Origin of the sequence: Aneurinibacillus thermoaerophilus (genome assembly GCF_900099925.1) — a bacterium.
Lineage (GTDB): Bacteria > Bacillota > Bacilli > Aneurinibacillales > Aneurinibacillaceae > Aneurinibacillus > Aneurinibacillus thermoaerophilus.
On the sequence record NZ_FNDE01000010.1, the window covers coordinates 24,404 to 45,184 of the forward strand.

Sequence of the window (20,781 nt, forward strand, 5' to 3'; positions counted from 1 at the left end):
ATTCGCTTGCATCCAAAGATGTCTTCTTTAATATTAGGTAGTAGACAGACATATAGATGAAGTAGGAGGATGTTTGTTGCACATCGTTTTTTAGTACTGTATAAGTAAGGATAAACAGGTAATAACTATTCCGCTAAAAGAGTTGAATTTGGCACAACAAGATGTAAAAATCATGAATATAAAAAAGAAACAGCTACATCATTAAAAATCCGACAGGAAGCACCGTGATTCAACCTGGGGACTGTGTGCTGTGTATGGTGATGCAAGAAAGATACGACAGTTTTTCAGTCTTGAAGAAAGTCATACGGACTAGAACGACAGCTTGAGAAACCGATGTGAGGGGTATGATTGCATATGAAAAAAGGATTGTACGAGCGTTATGTGCCGGATATGCTGCTGCACGAGGATGAAATAGGGCAGCTTCACCGCGGGCACGATAAAATTTTAAAGCGCGATGTTCTTCTCTATATTTTTCCGCGCAGATCGTCGTACCCGGAATGCATGATGCACGGCTCATCCGTTCTGCAAATCCTGGATCGAGGGGAGACGGAAAACGAAGCGTTTGTCGTCTTGGAATACATCCCGGGCCTGCTGCTTGGCACGGCGGCCAAGTCGCGTGCACTGTCTTTGAAGGAGGCGCTTGGTATGGCTCGCCAGTTTGTGCAAATTTTGCAAGAGGCCAGCCAAACGAAAGGCCGGGGGTTGCTTTTTACTAAAAATAATCTTTGGTTAACGGAAACTGGAGAAGTGAAAGTGATCAATAGCTGGGCTGTATCTGAAGAAGCCGTCGGCCGTGAAATTAGCGATATGTTTCGTCTTATGCATTATATGATGTTCGGCGAGGTAAAGATTGAGCTACCGCTTGAGCAAGTCATTGAAGAAATGTCTTTATCATATCCGGGAGATCTATTTATTATCCGCAAATCGCTCCGGGCGATCTGGCGTCGTGAACAGAAGAATAGGGCAGAACAGTATGAAAGAATGCTGGCGCAAACGCTGGAAGATATTACATCTCTTTATCATTATATTAAAAAGACACAAGCGGGCCTTCGTCCTTTTTCTGTGCAGGAAGAGGGAAAGAATACAACATCGCATGGGCTGCTTTCAGCTCCGCTAAAAACGCGCGCCCACGTAGAAGCGAAAAAACGCAAGGTTCCAGGCCTGTCGCCTAAACGCTTGGCTGCGGTTGCGCTGGTAGCAATCGTTTGTGTAGTGGCGTTCGCATTTGCACAAAACGATAAACCGAGTTCGGCTAAATCGGTTGAAACGATTTCCCAAGAGACAGGCGGACAGCAGTCGGAAGAAAATAAAGCGGGAGTAGAGGTGCCGGACGTAGAAGGTCTATCCCTTCAGGAAGCCAGCCAGAAGCTAAGTGAATCGGGCTTGCGTTATAAATATTATCTTGAATCTTCGTTCTTTAAAAAAGGGACTGTGTTGAAGCAAAACCCAAAACCTGGTGAGAAAATTCCGAGAGTCGAAGTTGTAGAACTGTGGGTTAGTGAATAGCCAATAGCACCTTAGTGTGCTATTTTTTTATTTGAAAGGAAAAAATCTATAGAGAGAAGGGAGAATATGCATCGGACGTTGCATGGAATCAAGGTGCTTGATTTAACCCGGTTGCTTCCAGGGCCGTTGTGTACGATGTATCTGGCGGATTGGGGAGCGGATGTAGTAAAGATTGAAGACCCCGGATTGGGAGATTATGCGCGCGAAATGGAACCGATGCTTGCGGGTGCGGGTGCGCTTTACCAACTCGTTAACCGTGGCAAACGAAGCATGACGCTCGATTTGCGGCAGGAAGAGGGAAAAGAGATTTTACGGAAGATGGTCTGCAAGGCCGATATACTGGTGGAAGGATTTCGTCCGGGCGTTATGCGGAGGCTTGGATTGGACTATGAGGCATTGTGCGAAATAAATCCGCGTCTTGTTTATTGCTCGATTACTGGATACGGACAGAACGGGCCGTATGCGAAAAAGGCCGGCCATGATCTGAATTATATAGGATTTACCGGGTTGCTCCATGATTGCATTCACTCAGGAAAGACGCCCATGCCATGGCTTCCTCCGGTTCAGATCGCGGATATAGGGGCCGGTACATTACACGCGGTTAGCGGAATTTTGCTTGCGCTTTTTGGCAGGGAGCGAACAGGAAAAGGCACATATCTTGATGTTGCCATGACGGATGGTGTGTTGCCGTTTATGATTCCGGCACTGGGGTACCATCTTGCGGCCCGAGAAAGTGGCAGACCTTCGTTCAATCCGCTGACCGGGGCGCTTGCTTGCTATAATGTTTATGAGACAAAGGATGGGAAATGGATGGCTCTCGGAGCGCTTGAGGCGAAGTTTTGGAAGCGCTTTTGTGAAGTGGCCGGACTTGATGATCACATGCCGGATTATTTGGAGCCTGCCAAGCAGCTGTGCATTAAAAAGGAAGTAACGGCCTATTTCAAGAAATATACAGCTGAGCAGATTATGGATATTTTTAAAGAAGAAGACGTTTGTCTGACACCGGTATTATCGTTGGCAGAGGCATTGGACGATCCGCATTTGCTTGACCGGGGCATGTTTGCGCGCTGGAACGAGCACCCTTCCGTTACACAGGTGAAGAATCCTTTGCTGGCTGAGGCGAACATTGAAGCGCAAGCTTTTCCGCCTGCGCGCGGCGCGCAGACGGAAGAAGTGTTGCGCGGGTTAGGATATGATGACAAGATGATTCAAGAATTAAAAGAAAAAAGCATTATTTAGCGGAGGGCTCCGGTCCTGCTGTCAAGCTCGCTTCCAGATGTCCGAGCAGCTCAAGGAAATGGTTCGCTTCCCGGTACGTATGATCAGCAAAAAGCGGATGTATGATGCCCCGGAGGCAGCACAGATCCAGTAACTCACGTATCGTTTGTTTAAAGGCGTGGATGTTTTGCATGGCTTCGCGATGTTCCTCAAGGAGCCGGGTTAAAATGCCCGCGGTTTGCGAAGCAGGGCGCATCGATTCAAGATCGACCATCTGGAATAGCAATTGCTCGAACTGATAGCTTAAATCGGTCGCTTCGCTGATAAGGTTTCGCTCCGACGGATCGAGCATGTGCGCGATAAATTTTGCATGATCGGCCATCAGGCGGAGAAAGAAAACATTCTCATTAATCACAGTGTCTGGTAGCGGATCGAGCATGCCGCGATTCAATTGTTCAAGCCGGTTCATAAAGTAGGCGGCTTCCCGGCTTATATGATCAATGAACGATGGAAAGAGATGAGCGTGGATTTTACAGGATAGAATGAGCCCAAGCACGTTGCGCTTATAGGTCCAAAGGTGGGTCGTCGCCTGATACACTTCCATATTAAAGCGTGCGATCGCTTCATGGTCAGTATCAGCAGCAAAAGCACCTGCGCGCTCCTCAATGTTTTCGAACATATGGTAAAATTGGTTTGCTTCTTGAATCAGCCGTGATTGGTCAGAAGTAAACCCGAGGCGTAGAAAAAAGGCGTGTTCTTTCATAATCTGGCTCCAGAAGCGGATTTCGTGGAGTGAACGTTCAGCAAAAAGGTTGGACATGCATTTTCCTCCCTCGTAACAGTTGCTAGTAATATTGTTATGAGAGAAGAAGAGAATTTAGAAAAATGAAAGAGAGGCTGTTCGTGTTTTTTTGCGCAGGAAAAAGATAAGATAATGAAAGAGATAGTTCTCTTGAAAAACGATTACACCAATGTCAAGGAGTGAATATTTATGCAAGAAATCAAAACAGCTGAACAATTTCGGGAAGCGATTCAATCCGATGAGCTTACTGTTGCGAAATTTTATACCGATTGGTGCCCGGATTGCCACCGGATTGACCCATTTATGCCGGAAGTTGAAGAGGCGTATAAAGATAAGGTAACATTCATCAGCGTGGATCGTGATGCGTTTCCCGAGCTTTCCGAAGAGCTTAACATTTTTGGTATTCCGAGTTTTGTCGCATTTCGGAACGGCAGGGAGATTGTTCGCTTTGTAAGCCGCGCTGGCAAAACACGTGAGGAGATCGAAACGTTCCTTAATCGTGCTGTGCAGGTAGCGGAAGCGCTGCAAAAATAAACCTTATGTTTACGTGAGCCGGTATTCACGGGAAAAGGGGAGGAAGATCCACGTGTCAGTAGCGGAACATAAAAAAGAAGCACCGAAGCAGGTCGGCTGCATGATTATTACGGTAAGCGATACCCGAAATGAGGAAACGGATAAAAGCGGGCAGCTTATTCGCAGATTTCTAATAGAAGCAGGCCATCCGGTCGTGCGCTACCAGATTGTCAAAGACGAGCGGGATGCGATTGCGGCGGCAATCGAAGAAGCGGTATCCGCTTCGGATGTGCATGCTATTCTTTTGAACGGAGGAACAGGGATTGCGAAGCGGGATGTGACGTATGAAGTGGTCGCTTCTTTGTTAGAAAAAGAGTTGCCGGGGTTTGGCGAGATTTTCCGCATGCTCAGTTATACGGAAGATATCGGTTCAGCGGCCATTTTGAGTCGGGCAATTGCGGGCGTATATAAAGACCGAGCTATTTTCTCCATGCCGGGCTCTTCGGGTGCGGTGCGACTTGCGATGAGCAAGTTGATTATTCCTGAATTAGGTCATGTGATAAGGGAGATATATAAAAAATAGAAAAGGAAAAGAAAACCAGCGTAGCGACGCTGGGACATAAAGATGGATTGCTAATCAAGCAATCATAACTTATTCTTAGAGCACCTTTGGATGACGAGGGTGCTTTTTTTATCCCAAACCGCATAGGCTCTTTACCCCCAAGTGTTAGCGGAGGTGGGGAAGTTGACTATGGACGAATGTATACCGGCGTTCCAATAGGGACGATCCGTGCCAGTTCATTGACGTCTCGGTTGTGCATCCGAATGCAACCTTTCGATACGTTTTTGCCGATGGAAGCCGGGTTGTTGGTGCCGTGTATGCCGTAATGTTTTTTGGAAAGGCCAATCCACATGGTGCCGTACGGCCCCCCGGGATTGGGAGCTTTGTTGATGATATAAAATGTGCCGATAGGTGTACGTGTGAGCATTTTTCCGACGCCGATGGGGTATGTTTTGATCGCGCGATTATTTTGCTGAAGCGTCAGCGTGTGGGCAAAAAGGGAAACATGAATAGAGTATGCCAAGCGATCACCTCCTTTCTTATCGTATGAAGAGAGGGTTGGCCGGGCATGGATGGGTAACAAAAACGTAATGACGGAATCATTGTTGAAAATCAAGGTCGATGGGTTGCAAAGAATAACTGAGGAAACGATCATGGTAGTGACGAAAGCGTGTTAGCGGTAAAGGTACTGCGTTTGTACACAATGTATAAAAATTTGTGTGATTTTCAGATGCCGCGGCGGATGTCTTGCGCCCTGCTTTTTTCTTATGATGGAGACGAAGAAGGTGCATAAGACTGGCTGAAGAAGGAGAGGAAGAAGAATATGAAAGAAGCGGTGATCGTAGCGGGTGCACGTACGCCTGTAGGAGCGTTTGGAAAATCGTTGCGCGACGTGCCGGCGGTTGAGCTAGGTGTGCAGGTGTTGGAAGGATTGATGACGAAAACTTCGCTGAAGAAAGAAGAGGTTAATGAAATTATTTTTGGGCACGGATATGTGCACGGCGGCGGATTGAACTCTGCGCGCATTGCATCCCAGCGCGCAGGATTCCCACGCAGCGCCCCGGCTCATGTTGTCATAAAAGCATGCGGCTCCGGCCTGAAAGCGATTACGACGGCCGCGCTTACGATAGCGGCAGGCCAAGAAGACGTTGTTATCGCCGGAGGTGTAGAAAGCATGAGCAATGTACCATACCTTGTGAAAAACAGGTGGGGCAGCAAATTTGGAAACATTGAAATGGAAGATGCGCTGCTTGCAGACGGACTTATTTGCTCGCTTGAAAACGAACATATGGGCATGACAGCAGAACGTTTAGCTGAACGCTACGGCATCAGTCGTGAAGAACAGGATAAGTTTGCGTACGATAGTCACAAAAAAGCGTTGCAGGCGATTGAGAACGGGCATTTTAACGATGAGATTGTCCCGGTAAAAGTGACCGGGCGGAAAGAGGTGCAGCTGTTTACGACGGATGAGTCGGTTCGCGCTGATATTAATCTTGACAGCCTGGCGCAGCTTCGTCCGGTCTTTAAAAAAGACGGCACGATTACGGCGGGCAACGCTTGCCCGATGAATGACGGAGCGGCAGCCGTACTGATGATGTCACGTGAAAAAGCGGAAGAAAAAGGGCTTACACCGTTGCTAAAGGTGAAAGCTTTCGCGAGCGCGGGCGTGGAACCGAATATTATGGGGATCGGCCCGGTGCCGGCGACACGCAAGGCATTGGAGAAAGCGGGATTAAAGTTAGAGGATATTGGGCGGATCGAGCTAAACGAAGCGTTTGCGGCCCAGGCGCTTGCAGTAATAAAAGAGCTCGACTTGAACCCGGATGTCGTGAATGTGAATGGGGGCGCTATTGCGCTGGGCCATCCCGTGGGTGCAACCGGAGCGAAGTTGACGGTCACGCTGATGAATGAGATGCTGCGTTCAGGTGTGAAGTATGGTATGGTAACGCTTTGTATGGCTGGTGGCATGGGGCTGTCAGTCATTTATGAAAATATGACGATATAAAGATGAATAAGCATAATAAAAGAGCGCGGAAATGTTGCCCCGTGCTCTTTCTTTTTTCTGCTGCCTTCGTTGCGTTGCTGTGATAAAGCACATCCGTTATATGTACTCCTCTTCTCCGGCGTCATTAAAGATTTTCTGCTGGCGTTTTACTTTTATTAATAGTCTGTATGAAAGCTGCGGTAAATTCTCGGCTAAAAAAGCTTGAGAAAAGGAAGAAGATTCAATAAAATTAATGTATAAAAATACTGCGTATAAAATAACAAACCATAAACCAAACACACCAAAAAAGAAGGAGGGAGTGCTATGAACTATCGCTTCAGCTACCACGATGAGTACGAACAATATCTGATCGAGCAGATGAGAGCTGATTTAACGATTCATTCTTATATGATGGAAATGACCATCTTTTTCGCCTGGCTTGGCAGGGTGCATCCCCATATGGAATTGCATCAAATCGGTTACTCGACAGTAACCCAATTTATCGAAGAAGAATTGAAAGCAGGGCGTCAGGTGTCGACCGTTAACAAAAAAATATCGGCGCTCAAATCCTACTTTCATTTTTTATGGCTTAAAGGTGTAATTGGCATTGATCCGTGCGCTAAACTGAAGCGGCGACCGGATAAAAAGGAGGAGCAGGCGTTCTATTTAACGGATGAGGAAGTGGACTTTTTGCTTCGTACCGTCGAACAGGATGCGGCCGCGAAAAATAAGCAGGAGATCTATTTGCGCAACATGGCGCTTATCTCGCTGTTTCTATGGGGAGGGCTGCGAATTCAGGAGGCGTCGAATTTATTGTGGAACGAAATCATATGGGAAAATGACAGCACAATTATCGGCATTTCGCTTGGAAATATACGACGGGTTGTCCTCACGGCGCACGAAGCCAGATTTTTACGGGCATACAAAGAAGTCAGCGGGGATTCACCGTTTGTGTTTACATCACGGCAGGGGGAAAGAATGAGCCCGCGCAGCATCCAATTTATTCTGAACACGCTCGGCAAAAAAGCGGGGCTGCACATCCATGCGCAAAAACTGCGCAACACGTTTGTTGTGCAGAAGATGCTGCGCGGTTACAGCCGGGACGAAGTGGCCGATATGCTTGGCATCGAGCAGTTGATTTTGCCTGATCACATTATGGAAGAAATCGCGGCACAAAGATAGGAAGATAAAATTTGTATATCATGTAATTAAACTTAGTTGACTAATTGGAACTGTAGTAATAAAATAACACAAAGTAAACTGCTTTGAATACTTACTTTCTTATCTAGAGAGGTGGAGGGACTGGCCCGGTGAAACCTCGGCAACCATTGGAGACTACATCCAAACGGTGCCAATTCCAACAGGATTTATGTCCTGAAAGATAAGGAGGTGCGATGTGACAACTTTTCATCATCCGTCGGCCTCTTGTGTAACAAGAGGCCAATTTTTTTATTCATTCAGGAGGTGAAAGAGTAAAAAAATATTGTCGGTACATAGATTTCATGTAGACGTGTAAGGGATGGGCTGGATTCAGAAAGTATATAACTTGTTGAGGAGGATTTCCGGTGAAAACAAAGTCTGTATTCATTATGGCGCTTATTCTCATTTTTTCAATGATTGCATCAGCTTGCGGCTCGGCGAAGGAAGAAACAGCTGCAGCCGGTAAAGCAAACGGAGAGAAAAAGGAATTGAAAATCGGTGCTACAGCAGGACCATACAGCGATCAGATTAACAAAGGGATTAAACCGATTCTTGAGAAGAAAGGGTATAAAATTGAAGTGGTTGAGTTCAGTGATTATGTGCAGCCAAACAAAGCGTTGGCCGAAGGTTCGCTGGATGCCAACGTATTTCAAAATCCACTATACTTGAAAAAGTTTGCGCAAGACCATAACTTGCATCTTACAGGGGTGCTTGAAGTGCCGACAGCGCCGATAGGGCTATATTCTAGGAAACATAAGTCATTGAATGATATTCAGGAAGGGGCAACGGTTACACTGCCGAACGATCCAGTAAATCAGGCACGAGCTTTAACCATGCTTGACCAGTTTGGCTGGATTAAGCTGAAAGAAGGGATCGATCCAACCAAAGCCTCTGAAAAAGATATTGCACAAAACATTAAAAAACTTACTATTCTTCCGCTGGAGGCGGCCCAACTTCCACGTTCGCTTGATGACGCCGATTACGCATTTATTAACGGAAACTTTGCCATCGCATCCGGATTAAAGCTTAAAGAAGCGGTTGCGTTGGAAAAAACGCCACCTCACTACATGATCGTATTAACAGTTAGAACAGAAGACAAAGATAAAATGTTTGTGAAAGATTTAGTTGAAGCTTACAAATCATCTGAATTTAAAGAAATTACAGATAAAGAATTTGAAGGATTCGTAAAGCCAGATTATCAAAAATAATGGGCTGAATGGTTTAAGTAAGGAGATGAGATCGCTGATGACAAGCGAAGCAACACAAGTAAACCCCTACCTGTTTGGATGGGCGGACCCGGATGAGATACGGGCATACCGACGTCAGCATAAATCGGTAGAACTGCGCGACAAAAGAACAACGTTACGAGAAGCGATAAGCTGGGGTGTCAAACCGGGAAGCTATATTGTCTTTGGCGGTATGGGTTCCGTGCGTACCCCTATGGCTGCCGTCTACGAAATAATTCGACAGGGGATCGGCGATTTGACAGTAGGAGCCAAAGGTTCTCAGCATGACTGGAATTTGTTAACAGCCGCCGGACTAGTTTCAAAAGCGGAAGTGGCCTATGGCTTCGGGGATGAAATTAGAGGACTGTCCCGTCCAGCTCGTGCGGCAGTAGAAAGTGGAAAGTTAAAGGTCATTTCTGAGACAACAAATGCCGCCTTCCAATGGCGTTTTACGGCTGCTATGAAGGGCCTGTCGTTTTATCCCACACGCACGGCAATCGGCACCGACACGCTGCACTACAGTGGTTCTGTACGCATACAAGACCCGTTTACTGGAAGGCCGGTGGAATTGATTCCTGCCTGCTATCCCGATGTTGTGATTCTGCATGTCCATCGTGCGGATAAATATGGTAACTGTCAAATTGACGGCAATATCACAGAAGATTTCGAACTGGCCCATGCTGCCAAGCACGTTATTGTCACGACGGAAAAAATTGTGGCAACGGATGAAATTCGAAAGCGTCCTGACCATACGAAAATCCCTTATTTTGTAGTGGATTCAGTCGTTGAAGTGCCGTACGGTTCTCATCCGAACCAGGTTCCATATCTGTATTCCTTTGATGAAATACACTGGCAGGAATGGCTGGACGCGTCGTTGACCGATGAAGGTGTGGAAGAGTATCTCAACACGTATATCCGGGGCACAAAAGACCACTATGAGTACTTGGAGCGAATCGGGGGTCTGCGCGTACTGCGTGAACTGGAGCATATTGAGAAAGGAATTGCGGATTATCCGCCGGTAGCGAAAAGGAGGTAAGAGCTATGGCAACAGATATGGAACGGATGATCGTTGCTTCTTCAAGATTATTGGAAAACAATAAAAGTGTATTTGTTGGAACGGGAATGCCGCTTTTATCTGCGGTCTTGGCCCAGCGGACGCATGCACCGGGCCTGCTTACTATCTATGAGGGAGGCGGAGTCGGGGGCCAGCCGACCGGAAGATTGCCCATTCAGGTGAGTGAGTCGTTGACGTTTCAGAACGGAATTATTGTCGGTTCCATGGATTATGTAATGAGCCTCGCACAGGCGGGTTTTGTCGAGTATGGGTTTCTTGGGGGAGCGGAAATTGATCCTTATGGAAATTTAAATACAACGGTGATTGGAAGCTGGGAAAATCCGAAAGTCAGACTTCCCGGTTCCGGTGGCGGAGCGGATATCGCTTCCTTCTGCTGGAGAACGATTATTTTAATGAAGCAGGATAAAAGAAAATTTACGCCCAAACTCGATTTTATCACCAGTCCGGGATACTTTGACGGTCCAGGTGCACGTGAGAGCCGAGGATTGCCCGCGGATACGGGGCCGTACCGCGTGGTGACGCAGTTAGGTGTTTACGGTTTTCCCAAAGAAACGCGTCGATTGACTCTTTTGCACTTATACGAAGGAGTGAAACTGGAGCAAGTGCAGGAGAACAGCGGTTTTGCCATTGATATTGATCCGAATTGGAGTTACCTCCCTGAGCCGACACAAGAGGAATTGAAGATATTATATACTTTAGATCCAGGCGGAATCGTGCTTGGCTAATTTTGATAAAAGTGAAGTTTGCTTTTTCGTTTCAGCAAAACCGTTTGAAAAACGGAAAAAACATGGGCTATCTCCAACATTGGACTACTTGGATGTTTTGGGTGTTCTGCCTGAAGAACGGCTTTGCAAGCGAACGCATTTTATCCGTCTATTCCAAAAAATCTGGAAGAAAAATAGCGTAAGGTCTTGCCAATCTCGCTCAAAAGGTATAATGTATTTTTAATATTTTAAAAAGCAAAGCATATCGAGGTGGCTGGATTATGAAATACGCATTTGCACAACGAACCCGGAACTTCCAATCATCCGCGGTCCGGGATATTTTAAAAGTTATTGACCAAGGGAACATCATCTCGTTCGCTGGTGGATTGCCCGATGATGATTTGTTTCCGCTTGAAGCGGTAGAAGAAGCATATAAGCGGGTATTTGAGAGCGGAAAACATTCGCTGCAATATGGTTTAACCGAAGGGTTTATTCTGTTGCGCGAAGCGATTGCGGAACGGATGGCGCAGCGCAAGAACATTCGTATGGATACGCAAAATATTTTGCTTACAACCGGTTCCCAGCAAGCGATTGACTTGTTCGCCCGCATTATGCTGAACCCGGGCGACATTATTCTTACGGAGAATCCTACATATCTAGCGGCGCTTCAGGTATTCCAATCGTACGAAGCACAGGTCATTCCGGTTGAATCGGACGCGTTCGGTATGTTGCCGGAAGACCTAGAGAAAAAAATGAAAACTCATCTGCCGAAATTCGTATATGTTGTGCCGACATTTTCCAATCCGAGCGGCAAAGTATGGTCGCTTGAGCGCCGCGAACACCTGTTGCGCCTTGCGAAAAAATATAATGTCATTATTTTTGAAGATGATCCGTACGGAGAAATTCAATTCGATGAAGCGGCCAATTACACACCCATTGCTGCGCTTGATAACGGTGAAACGGTACTGTATACGAGCACGTTTTCCAAAACGGTCGTGCCCGCCTTGCGCACTGGCTGGGTAATGGGGCCCTATCAGATCATCCGAATGATGGCGCAAGCCAAGCAAGCTGCTGATCTTCATTCCAGTTCCATCGACCAGCAGGCCCTGTATTATTTGCTGCGCGATTTTGATTTGAACGGGCATATTGCGGTATTGCGCGCCGTTTACAAAGAAAGAATGCATGCCATGCTTAACCAGCTGCAAAGATTAGACTTGCCTGGTCTCGAGTATGTCGTTCCGCAGGGAGGCATGTTCTTCTGGGTTTCTCTGCATGAGAAAATCAATACGAAATCGCTGCTTCCTAAAGCGATTGAAAAAGGCGTAGCGTACGTTCCGGGTTCCCCGTTCTATGTAGAAGAACCGAAACATAACACGTTCCGTCTCAATTATACGCACTCTGTTCCGGAGAAAATCGAATTTGGCATGAGTCAGCTTGTCAGCGTCCTTGAAGAAGCGTATGAAGCCATTACAACGGATAAAGCGTTGACGGAAATATAAGAAACTAGGAAAGATAAAGAGAGCGAAGCTGCGCGTTCGCTCTCTTTATCTTTCATCAACCGTTTTTTTAAATTGTAAATAAGGTAAAATAGATGAATAATACCAACTTTTGTAGAGAAGGAGCGAGCGAATGGAAGGCGTGATTCTCGCTGGCGGGCGGAGCTCGCGGATGGGAAGGCCCAAAGAGCTGCTTCCAGTGAGCGGCGTTACGTTCATTGAGCGGACATGGAAATTGCTTGATTTAGTGGCGAATAGTTGTCTAATTGTGTCCAATCACCGGGAACGGTTGACCATGATTTCAGACAGTGTTCCTATATATTCAGACGACATACTAGGGCAGGGACCTCTTGGCGGTATAGCGACCGCCATGCGTGTATCTAAGCACGATGTATTACTGGTGGTAGCGTGCGATATGCCCGCGCTTACTCTGGAACTGTTACGAATGTTGCGTGCGCAGTCGGACGAGTTGCGTGCCGATTTTGATATCGTTCTCCCGCTGTGGAATGGACGGGCGCATCCGTTATGTGCGCTTTACCACCGCAGGTTATATCCGCTTGTCATCAAGCTTTTGCAAAGTGGACGGCGACGTATGTTCGATGTGATACAGGCATCCAGAGTGAAACAGTGGGACGCCACGCCTTATTTTGCAGCCGATCCTTTTTATAACGTAAATACGATGGAAGAGTACAATCATTTTCGAAAGGGAGAGAGAACATGAGGTTTCACCGAGAACCCATTCAGGTGGCGGAAGCCCAGCAACGTATTCTTGCATTTGCCGAAACAGGCGCCGTGGAGCTTGTTCCGTTGACGGAAAGCGAAGGCCGCAGGCTGGCGGAGCCGATTCGTGCCACTAATGATGTGCCACATTTCCCAAAATCTCCGTACGATGGGTTTGCTGTACGCTCAGAAGACACCATTGGCGCTTGCATCACCAAACCTGTTGAACTGGAAATTGTCGGAGCGATTGCCTGCGGTGATGAGCCAGCTTTTTTTGTCGGAAAAAGACAGGCCGCACGCATTATGACCGGCGCCGCCATTCCAAAAGGAGCCGACTGTGTTATTATGTTTGAGATGACAACGGAAAACGAAGCGCCAACGAAAAAAATCGTTGGTATTAAAAAGGAAATGAAACCTGGTGAGAATGTTATTCAATTGGGAGAAGAGGCGAAAACAGGCGATTTGCTTATTGAGGCCGGCAAACGCATCGGTCCGGGAGAGATGGCCCTACTTGCCACGTTCGGTTATGCACAGGTGCCTGTATATTGCCAGCCGAAAATTGGGATTCTGGCCACCGGCTCGGAACTTTTGCAGCCGGAGGAGCCGCTGCGCTACGGAAAAATTCGCAACAGTAATAGCTATATGACGGCAAGCCAAGTTCGTCAGGCAGGAGGCATTCCCGTATTATATGGCAACCTTGAAGATAACCCGGATAAAGCGGTAGAAACGGTGCTTTCCATTCTGGAGGAAACCGATATACTGATTACGTCCGGCGGCGTGTCAGTCGGCGATTTTGATATTATGGTCGAAGTTTTTCAACGTTTGAAAGCAGAACTTTTGTTCAACAAAATCGCGATGCGCCCGGGCAGCGTAACGTCAGCGGTTCGCTATAAGGATAAATTCATCTTCGGGCTTTCCGGTAATCCAGGCGCTTGTTTCGTCGGATTCGAGCTGTTTGTCCGTCCGCTGTTGCAGACGATGCAAGGGAAAAAACAAGTGACTTTACCTGAAATCGAAGCGACAATGGGGCTCGATATGAAAAAGCCATCTTCGTTCACGCGGTACGTCCGCAGTTCCTGGACGGTAGAAGACGGAAAAATAGTCGTCTACCCGGTTGGTCAGGATAAATCCGGTGTCGTGACCAATATCACCGACGCGAATTGTCTGCTTCGTATCCCGCCGGGAGGAAGCGGCATAAGCAGAGGGGATAAAGCTACGATTCTATTGCTACCGTACAATGCGGGAGAATAAGGGGAGAGCATTATGACGCAACACAGGCCGCACGTATTACAGGTTGTCGGTTATTCAGGCAGCGGGAAGACGACATTGCTTGTCAAACTGATCGCTAGGCTGACCGCATGTGGCTATAAAGTCGGAACTATTAAGCATGACGCCCACGATTTTGATGTGGATAAACCGGGCAAGGACACATGGCAACACAGGGAAGCGGGTGCGTGCATTGTATCCATTACCTCTGCCGCCAAAACGGCGATCATGATTCAGGAACGGCGCTCCATTGAAGAATTGCTCCCGATGTATGAAGATATGGATGTGGTGTTTATTGAGGGATATAAATGGGCCGATTATCCGAAAATCGTCGTTCTCCGGCATCCGGAACATACAGAGTTATTGGAGAATGTTACATCTGTGCTTATGGTTGCCGCCTGGGAACCCCTTCCCAACATTTCATGTCCACAGTATCACATAAATGATGTAACCGGCCTGATGAAGGAAGTGTTACTTTATCTTGGAGGAGAAACGGATTGAAGCTGTTTGAAATTGTGGAAGATACGATATCTGTAGAGCAGGTCATGCGCAAAGTGATTCATCCGAACTGCGGTGCCGTTAATTTATTCGTCGGTACCGTGCGTGAACTAACGAAAGGTAAAAAAACACTGTATCTTGAATATGCTGCTTACAAAGAAATGGCGGAGAAACAACTGGAACGAATCGGCCGCGAAATTCAGGAGAAGTGCCCGGAGGCCCGCGTCGCTATTACCCATCGCATCGGGCGGCTCGACATTAGCGATATCGCTGTCACCATTGCAGTTGCGACTCCGCACCGAGCGGATTCTTACGAATATTCTCGTTACGCCATCGAACGAATGAAAGAAATCGTCCCGATTTGGAAAAAAGAGCATTGGGAAGATGGGGAAGAATGGATTGGTGATCAAAAAGAAATCACACCATACCCGACCGGAAAACCGGAGATTGGAGGAAAAGACGCTTGATTACGATCAAACTTTTTGCAGCCATGGCGGAAGAGGCAGGCAAAGAAACGATCGAAATGACGTGGCAGGAAGGAATGACCACGGAAGACGTGAAAAGGTGGCTTGCCGAACAATATCCGTCGCTTGCCTCCCGGATTCCAGCCGCAATGGTCGCGGTGAATCAGGAATTTGCCGCCTTTGCGAACCCGTTGCAAGACGGCGACGAAGTAGCATTCATTCCACCCGTTAGCGGTGGCTGATTCTACATGATAAGAAGCACTCGCGGGTGTTGCTGTTCGCTCTTTTTCCTCAAAAAAGCCAAACGGCCGCTTTGTGGCTCTTCAGTCGAATCGGCAAAACATCTAGGTACTTTGAGGAAGGAGACCATTGTTGATCTTTCTCCGTCCCACACGCTCCACATGGAAAAAGCAATGTTTGAAACACACCTCGCGAGTGTTTCCTCGTTTGCTCGACGGGGGTGCTTCATCGCTATTCTGTTCCGCCCTGTTCTTTTTTGTACTGTTCCAATCCTTTCTTAAACACTTCAAGCAGAGCTTCATGCTGCGTTTTACTTTTGACATAGCTTCGAATCGCGTTAATCTCTTTTACCAATTCGGCATCCAAATGAAGGTTTACTGTTTTTCCCTTTTCTCCGTCTACAAGTTCGAATTCTTCGCCGCGCGGATGAAGCAAGCCTTTTATTTTTATGTTAGGGAGGGGAAACTTTTTGCAGGGAATCAGCAGTTTGTTCCCTTCAATAATAATGGTACTGTTATCTTCGCTGAAATAAAGATTAAAATTTTCTACATTGTATTTGTTCTTATCTCGAAATTTTCTTGCAACCAAAATATTTTCATTTGTATTTTTCATTTCAATTTTGACCATGTTCTTGTACACCTGCCAGTGCTTTTTCGTCTATATCCTGCAATACCGTGTAATCTTCTAACTGGATTTTATATAAGAAGCGGCCCTCGCTCATTCGCACATCTGTTACAACTGCGTACAGCATTTCGTCTCCGTCAGTATACATTACTTCGTCCAATATATCATAGAGAGGAGCGATATATCTTTTTTCATACAAAAAAGAAAAAACGATGGACACGGAGTAGAGGTTGCGTTTTTTTTCCCTGCTTCAGCTTTAGTGCCCAAAACCGTTCACGTTCGTCAATCACTTCTTCGAGATAGCCTTCGTCGGTCCAACGCTTGATGGTTGACATATTTAGCGTTTTTCCCGAGCGATTTGTTTACGTACAAGCACAAATATGATACGAAGTAAACGACAACATAAGGCAATCAACGATTGTTGCTTGCGTAATGGATTTTCCTGGCGTGTCGTATAGTAGGTATGCAGTGCTTGAAAAGCTGGATTTACGAGCACCATTGGTCGAATGACTCGATAGAGTAAAGTACGAAGCCGAGGACGTCCTCGCTTAGTAATCTGTGTTTTTCCACGATATTTTCCAGAACGATTTTCTTTTAAACTCAATCTGGATAATTTTTGAAGTTGTCGAGGATGCCGGTATCGCGACAAATCTCCAACTTCGGCAAAAAAACCCGCCACGGTGGTTATTCCCATTCCAGGGATTGTTAGAATCTCTTGAACCCCTGGGATATGAGCCAGTAGCTCTTCGCTCTCTTTCATAACTTGATTAAGTAATTGTTCCTTTAGTTCATAGCTCATGAGCAATGTTTTTAGTTCCAATTGAGCCATTTTGGCACCTTCATGCAAGCCAATAGAATGCCTAGCTTGTTCCACAAGTTCAACGGCCCGTACGGGCCGTAATCCTCTCTTCATCTTATTCTGCCATACAGACAGAATGACGGAAGAGCCTGCTTCGATGATATCTTGAGGCAAAGGAAAGTGTTTAAGCGTTTCTAAAGCTGCTTTGTCTTCCCAGCTTGCAAATACCTCCAGAAACTCTGGAAAGTAGCGATCTAACCAGTTATGAATGTTTCCTTGAATACGCTGAATCTCGCAAGAGATATCGTCTCTTATTTTCACAGCTTCCCGCAACTCGGCGTATACACCATTCGGGAAATAAGGTACAGAGTATCGCCCATCTTTCACGAGTTGTGCAATCACACGCGCATCCTTCGGATCGTTCTTTGTTGGCGAATTATCATCTAATTCTTTTGACTTTTTTACATGCATAGGATTAACAACGACGATCGAAATCTTACGATTTCGTAAAAAAGCAGCTAGTGTTAACCAATAATGCCCAGTAGGTTCTAAACCGACAATAACTTCTGTCTTTTGATGTTCTGTCATCAAACTTTGTATCCAATAATAGAAGGATTCGAAGCCACGGCGTGTACTTGAAAAAGAAATTGAGCATGTATTCTGCTGCCTAAAGAACAAACTCTCTTTTGAGTAGCCTCGTTGGTATGGTAAAAATCGCTACTATTTCCACTGTCAGTTGTGCGTACTTATTCATAATATTGAATTTTTATGTTAGTTTTGCAATATCATCTATAAATAAAAAAGTACAAATTCATTTTTTATTGCTTTATGTTTGATTATATATACTTAATAAACTTTAATCAACGAAATATTATAAAAATTATTTATATTAATAATTTTTTGTCATTAAACAAATCGTAAAACTAGCTCCTGTAAACATTTGTTCATTTTGATGAATGCGGAATTTACAGCGGGATTTTTATTTCGACTGAATCAGCGGTCGTAGCTGTGTTTTACAGTTTTTTTGTTGGAATTGTGATTTACAAGACAATCAAATGGGGAAATATCCCTGAAATTTTATTGAACTCGGCTTTGTTTCGCTCACATTTCATTTATAATAAAAGATGAGAAAACTAGATGATTACATAGAAAAGGATCGTTGTATTTATGAACATCTTGACGGCAGAAAATCTTTCTAAATCGTATGGCATAAAAACGCTGTTTGAAAACATTTCCTTCGGTATTCAGGAAAGGGAGCGAATCGGTCTGATTGGTGTGAATGGCACAGGCAAATCGACGTTGCTGAAAGTATTGGCCGGCATCATTCCACCTGATACCGGAACGATCACTATCGGAAATCGCATACGCGTCGAATATCTTCCGCAGAATCCAGCATTTGAAGAAGAAGGAACGGTACTGGATCAAGTTTTTCTGGGCGATTCTCCGTTGATCCAACTGGTTAAAGAATATGAACAGACGATAGAGCAATTAGCTCGACATCCGGAAAATGAAAAGCTCCAGCAGAAGCTGGCTAGCCTTAACGAGCAAATGGATCGCGCTGGTGCCTGGGATTTGGAAACGAACGCCAAAACAATTTTAACGCGTCTTGGCATCGATAACTTTTCTGCGGAAACCCGCTTGCTTTCCGGGGGGCAGCGCAAGCGGGTGGCGATGGCGCGCGCCCTGATTAATCCGGCTGATTTGTTGATTTTGGATGAGCCGACCAACCATCTCGATAACGAGACGATAGAATGGCTGGAAAGTTATCTGTCGCGTTTCAAAGGGGCGCTGCTTTTGATCACGCATGATAGATATTTTCTTGATCGTGTTGTCCATCGTATTATTGAACTTGATAGAGGGAAGCTGTACTCATATGCCGGAAATTATGGTTATTTTCTGGAACAAAAAGCGGCGCGCGAAGAGCGTGAGGCGGCGATGGAAGCGACCCGGCAGAATATTTTGCGCCGCGAGCTTGCCTGGCTCAGGCGCGGGGCGAAGGCGCGTACAACGAAGCAGAAAGCCCGTATCGACCGCATCCGTGAACTACAGGAAAACAAGCCACAGGAACGAAGCAAAACGCTACAAATTGAGCTAAAAACGCAGCGACTTGGCAAAAAAATCATCGAGCTTGATCATGTTTCGATATCATTTGACGGAAAAACGCTCATCCGCGATTTCAGCTACATCGCTGTCCCTGGCGACCGTGTCGGTATCGTCGGGCCGAACGGGAGCGGCAAAACAACTTTATTGCAAATCATTGCTGGTCGTCTCGAACCGACGGAAGGGACGGCGGTGCTGGGACCGACTGTACGGCTTGGTTATTACGGACAGGAAAATACAGAAATGGACGAAACGCAGCGTGTTATTGATTATATTAAAGAAGCCGGGCATATCATTCATCTTGCGGACGGCAAAACACTTTCGGCAGGCCAACTTTTGGAACGCTTCTTGTTTCCATCCGATATGCATGGGACGCCGCTTGGCAGGTTATCCGGCGGGGAAAAGCGCCGCTTGTATTTGCTTCGTGTCTTAATGGGTGAGCCGAACGTTTTGCTATTGGACGAACCCACGAATGATCTGGATATCCAGACGCTTTCCATTCTGGAAGACTATCTCGAAACGTTCCCTGGTGCTGTTATTACCGTGTCACACGATCGGTATTTTCTCGATCGTATGGCGGACCGCCTATTTGCATTTGAAGGTGATGGCGTAATTCGGGAGTATATCGGCAATTATAGCGAATATTTGGAAGTAAAGAAACGGGAAGAGCAAAAAGCGACTGAAGTCGTAAAAGGGAAGAAGGAGCTTGCTCTCCGTGAGAAAAAAGACAAGCCGCGCCGCCTGTCATACAAAGAAAAACGGGAGTTTGAAACGATTGAGCAAGAGATTAGCGAACTGGAGCGGCGCAGCCAGGAGCTTGAAGAGGAAATGGCGCTGGCCGCTACCGACTATGGCAAATTGCAGGAATTGACCGCCGCAAAAGAAAAGATCGACGCCGAGCTGGAAGCAAAAGTGGAGCGCTGGGCGGAATTAAGTTTGCTTGTGGAAGAAATAGAGGCGCAGAAAAATTGAAATGCGGTTTTGCGCTCAAACGCAAGCAGTGATATGATATATATATACATTTGACTTGATGTTTCGACATTGTCGGGTGTCTTTTTTATTTCTCTCGATCCCATGAAAAAATGTCGATATATCGAGTTGTATTGATATAGATAACGCTTTGTGTGATAGGATAGATGTTAATAAATGTAAAGGAGGAAGCTATGGCCAAAAAATCAATGATCGCAAAATCCAAGCGGAAGCCGAAATTCAAAGTTCGCGCATATACCCGCTGCGAGCGGTGCGGTCGTCCGCATTCCGTATACCGCAAATTTAAGTTGTGCCGAATTTGCATCCGGGAACTGGCTTACCAGGGGCAGTTGCCTGGCGTGAAAAAAGCAAGCTGGTAATGTGGATGCTTGAGAACAGACCCGAAGTCGATATAGGCTTCGGGTTTCATACGTTATCCATTTTTCTTATTGTTTTCTTCTTCTAGCTCCTGTACGTATCCGATAGTCTGGAGAACAGCGCCAATCGTAGCCAGCACCTGTCCGATCAGTTGTAAATTTTGGGGCGAGAAAATTTCTTCGCCTTTTTTCTGTTTGCCCTTTTTTCGTTTCATTATAAAGGTCACCTGCTCGTATTCAGGTTTTGCGTCAGAATTCTTTTCTTTTCACAAGGTATGTAACAAATGAACATATCGTACCTATCGCTCCAACAATCGCACGAATTCTTCATCTTTCATTCATAGATGATAAAGTGATTGATGGGCCGCTTTTACATAAGAAATTATGAAGGAATTTCGCAAATTTTGTCGAAAAAAATACTGAATAGAAAGAAAAAAC

General features: G+C 46.1%; 26 protein-coding genes and 1 riboswitch. Of the genes, 19 read left to right on the forward strand and 7 right to left on the reverse strand.

Annotation, left to right across the window (positions count from 1 at the left end; genetic code table 11):
• The first annotated feature begins 354 nt into the window (after positions 1-354).
• Positions 355-1,506, forward strand: coding sequence for a PASTA domain-containing protein (locus tag BLR88_RS07225; protein ID WP_057898785.1), 1,152 nt, complete (start codon positions 355-357; stop codon positions 1,504-1,506).
• A 66-nt stretch (positions 1,507-1,572) separates the two neighbouring features.
• Positions 1,573-2,745: a CaiB/BaiF CoA transferase family protein gene (locus BLR88_RS07230; RefSeq protein WP_057898786.1), complete on the forward strand. Its 1,173-nt coding sequence runs from the start codon at positions 1,573-1,575 to the stop codon at positions 2,743-2,745.
• On the opposite strand, the gene BLR88_RS07235 is transcribed toward BLR88_RS07230, so the two are convergent.
• The gene (locus BLR88_RS07235; RefSeq protein WP_091260314.1) at positions 2,738-3,544 is read right to left on the reverse strand and encodes a DUF2935 domain-containing protein; all 807 of its coding nucleotides are present in this window, start codon (positions 3,542-3,544) and stop codon (positions 2,738-2,740) included. The two genes, BLR88_RS07230 and BLR88_RS07235, sit on opposite strands and share 8 nt — an antisense overlap.
• Positions 3,545-3,715: 171 nt before the next feature.
• Between BLR88_RS07235 and BLR88_RS07240 the strand changes: the two genes are divergently transcribed.
• Together BLR88_RS07240 and BLR88_RS07245 are read left to right on the forward strand one after the other, a co-directional pair.
• The gene (locus tag BLR88_RS07240) at positions 3,716-4,060 is read left to right on the forward strand and encodes a thioredoxin family protein (RefSeq protein ID WP_057898788.1); all 345 of its coding nucleotides are present in this window, start codon (positions 3,716-3,718) and stop codon (positions 4,058-4,060) included.
• A 52-nt stretch (positions 4,061-4,112) separates the two neighbouring features.
• On the forward strand, positions 4,113-4,622 hold the full coding sequence (locus tag BLR88_RS07245; RefSeq protein WP_057898789.1) for a MogA/MoaB family molybdenum cofactor biosynthesis protein: 510 nt from the start codon (positions 4,113-4,115) through the stop codon (positions 4,620-4,622).
• A gap of 166 nt (positions 4,623-4,788) precedes the next feature.
• Here the strand turns inward: BLR88_RS07245 and BLR88_RS07250 are convergent, their stop codons facing one another.
• Complete coding sequence (locus tag BLR88_RS07250; protein ID WP_409359887.1) at positions 4,789-5,217, reverse strand: L,D-transpeptidase; 429 nt, start codon at positions 5,215-5,217, stop codon at positions 4,789-4,791.
• Between the two features lie 207 nt (positions 5,218-5,424).
• Here BLR88_RS07250 and BLR88_RS07255 point away from each other — a divergent pair, with 207 nt between their 5' ends.
• The 12 genes from BLR88_RS07255 to moaD all read left to right on the forward strand — a co-directional run bounded on the left by BLR88_RS07255 (position 5,425) and on the right by moaD (position 15,476).
• Positions 5,425-6,606, forward strand: coding sequence for a thiolase family protein (locus BLR88_RS07255; RefSeq protein WP_057898791.1), 1,182 nt, complete (start codon positions 5,425-5,427; stop codon positions 6,604-6,606).
• A gap of 303 nt (positions 6,607-6,909) precedes the next feature.
• On the forward strand, positions 6,910-7,767 hold the full coding sequence (locus BLR88_RS07260) for a tyrosine-type recombinase/integrase (protein WP_057898792.1): 858 nt from the start codon (positions 6,910-6,912) through the stop codon (positions 7,765-7,767).
• A gap of 96 nt (positions 7,768-7,863) precedes the next feature.
• Positions 7,864-7,973, forward strand: a riboswitch (SAM riboswitch).
• A 177-nt stretch (positions 7,974-8,150) separates the two neighbouring features.
• Positions 8,151-8,993 (forward strand): MetQ/NlpA family ABC transporter substrate-binding protein, encoded by an 843-nt coding sequence (locus tag BLR88_RS07265; RefSeq protein ID WP_246615623.1) that lies wholly within the window; start codon positions 8,151-8,153, stop codon positions 8,991-8,993.
• 37 nt (positions 8,994-9,030) lie between these two features.
• Positions 9,031-10,047: a CoA transferase subunit A gene (locus BLR88_RS07270; RefSeq protein WP_236781841.1), complete on the forward strand. Its 1,017-nt coding sequence runs from the start codon at positions 9,031-9,033 to the stop codon at positions 10,045-10,047.
• Positions 10,048-10,052: 5 nt separating this feature from the next.
• Positions 10,053-10,811 carry a CoA-transferase subunit beta gene (locus BLR88_RS07275; protein ID WP_057898794.1) on the forward strand — a complete coding sequence of 253 codons (759 nt, stop codon included), beginning with the start codon at positions 10,053-10,055 and terminating at the stop codon, positions 10,809-10,811.
• Positions 10,804-11,034, forward strand: coding sequence for a hypothetical protein (locus tag BLR88_RS07280; RefSeq protein WP_057898795.1), 231 nt, complete (start codon positions 10,804-10,806; stop codon positions 11,032-11,034). The genes BLR88_RS07275 and BLR88_RS07280 overlap by 8 nt, the downstream gene beginning before the upstream one ends.
• Positions 11,035-11,071: 37 nt before the next feature.
• Entirely contained in the window at positions 11,072-12,289 is a 1,218-nt protein-coding gene (locus BLR88_RS07285) for an aminotransferase-like domain-containing protein (RefSeq protein WP_057898796.1), read from the forward strand.
• Between the two features lie 130 nt (positions 12,290-12,419).
• Positions 12,420-13,007, forward strand: a complete 588-nt coding sequence (locus BLR88_RS07290) for a molybdenum cofactor guanylyltransferase (protein ID WP_057898797.1) — start codon at positions 12,420-12,422, stop codon at positions 13,005-13,007.
• A complete protein-coding gene (locus tag BLR88_RS07295; RefSeq protein ID WP_057898798.1) occupies positions 13,004-14,257 on the forward strand; it encodes a molybdopterin molybdotransferase MoeA in 1,254 nt (417 codons plus the stop codon). The genes BLR88_RS07290 and BLR88_RS07295 overlap by 4 nt, the downstream gene beginning before the upstream one ends.
• Before the next feature lie 12 nt (positions 14,258-14,269).
• A complete protein-coding gene (gene mobB, locus BLR88_RS07300) occupies positions 14,270-14,773 on the forward strand; it encodes a molybdopterin-guanine dinucleotide biosynthesis protein B (RefSeq protein ID WP_057898799.1) in 504 nt (167 codons plus the stop codon).
• Positions 14,770-15,237, forward strand: coding sequence for a molybdenum cofactor biosynthesis protein MoaE (locus BLR88_RS07305; protein ID WP_082705973.1), 468 nt, complete (start codon positions 14,770-14,772; stop codon positions 15,235-15,237). The genes mobB and BLR88_RS07305 overlap by 4 nt, the downstream gene beginning before the upstream one ends.
• The gene (moaD, locus tag BLR88_RS07310; protein ID WP_057898800.1) at positions 15,234-15,476 is read left to right on the forward strand and encodes a molybdopterin converting factor subunit 1; all 243 of its coding nucleotides are present in this window, start codon (positions 15,234-15,236) and stop codon (positions 15,474-15,476) included. The genes BLR88_RS07305 and moaD overlap by 4 nt, the downstream gene beginning before the upstream one ends.
• A 229-nt stretch (positions 15,477-15,705) precedes the next feature.
• Here moaD and BLR88_RS07320 read toward each other — a convergent pair whose 3' ends face one another.
• From BLR88_RS07320 to BLR88_RS07330, 4 genes are read right to left on the reverse strand one after another with little or no spacing between them, the layout of a single operon-like run.
• The gene (locus BLR88_RS07320) at positions 15,706-16,101 is read right to left on the reverse strand and encodes a hypothetical protein (RefSeq protein ID WP_057898802.1); all 396 of its coding nucleotides are present in this window, start codon (positions 16,099-16,101) and stop codon (positions 15,706-15,708) included.
• On the reverse strand, positions 16,088-16,297 hold the full coding sequence (locus tag BLR88_RS19480) for a hypothetical protein (protein ID WP_217639380.1): 210 nt from the start codon (positions 16,295-16,297) through the stop codon (positions 16,088-16,090). The genes BLR88_RS07320 and BLR88_RS19480 overlap by 14 nt, the downstream gene beginning before the upstream one ends.
• Positions 16,290-16,433, reverse strand: a complete 144-nt coding sequence (locus BLR88_RS19485) for a hypothetical protein (RefSeq protein WP_156424036.1) — start codon at positions 16,431-16,433, stop codon at positions 16,290-16,292. Before BLR88_RS19485 ends, BLR88_RS19480 begins: the two co-directional genes overlap by 8 nt.
• 2 nt (positions 16,434-16,435) lie before the next feature.
• Positions 16,436-17,575 carry an IS110 family RNA-guided transposase gene (locus tag BLR88_RS07330; RefSeq protein ID WP_091260317.1) on the reverse strand — a complete coding sequence of 380 codons (1,140 nt, stop codon included), beginning with the start codon at positions 17,573-17,575 and terminating at the stop codon, positions 16,436-16,438.
• Between the two features lie 285 nt (positions 17,576-17,860).
• Between BLR88_RS07330 and BLR88_RS18975 the strand changes: the two genes are divergently transcribed.
• The 3 genes from BLR88_RS18975 to BLR88_RS07340 all read left to right on the forward strand — a co-directional run bounded on the left by BLR88_RS18975 (position 17,861) and on the right by BLR88_RS07340 (position 20,346).
• Positions 17,861-18,025, forward strand: a complete 165-nt coding sequence (locus BLR88_RS18975; RefSeq protein WP_139184942.1) for a TRAP transporter large permease subunit — start codon at positions 17,861-17,863, stop codon at positions 18,023-18,025.
• Positions 18,026-18,064: 39 nt separating this feature from the next.
• Entirely contained in the window at positions 18,065-19,969 is a 1,905-nt protein-coding gene (locus tag BLR88_RS07335) for an ABC-F family ATP-binding cassette domain-containing protein (RefSeq protein ID WP_057898805.1), read from the forward strand.
• 191 nt (positions 19,970-20,160) lie between these two features.
• The gene (locus BLR88_RS07340; RefSeq protein ID WP_057898806.1) at positions 20,161-20,346 is read left to right on the forward strand and encodes a type Z 30S ribosomal protein S14; all 186 of its coding nucleotides are present in this window, start codon (positions 20,161-20,163) and stop codon (positions 20,344-20,346) included.
• A 53-nt stretch (positions 20,347-20,399) separates the two neighbouring features.
• On the opposite strand, the gene BLR88_RS19490 is transcribed toward BLR88_RS07340, so the two are convergent.
• Positions 20,400-20,558, reverse strand: a complete 159-nt coding sequence (locus BLR88_RS19490; RefSeq protein WP_156424037.1) for a hypothetical protein — start codon at positions 20,556-20,558, stop codon at positions 20,400-20,402.
• Positions 20,559-20,781: the final 223 nt, after the last annotated feature.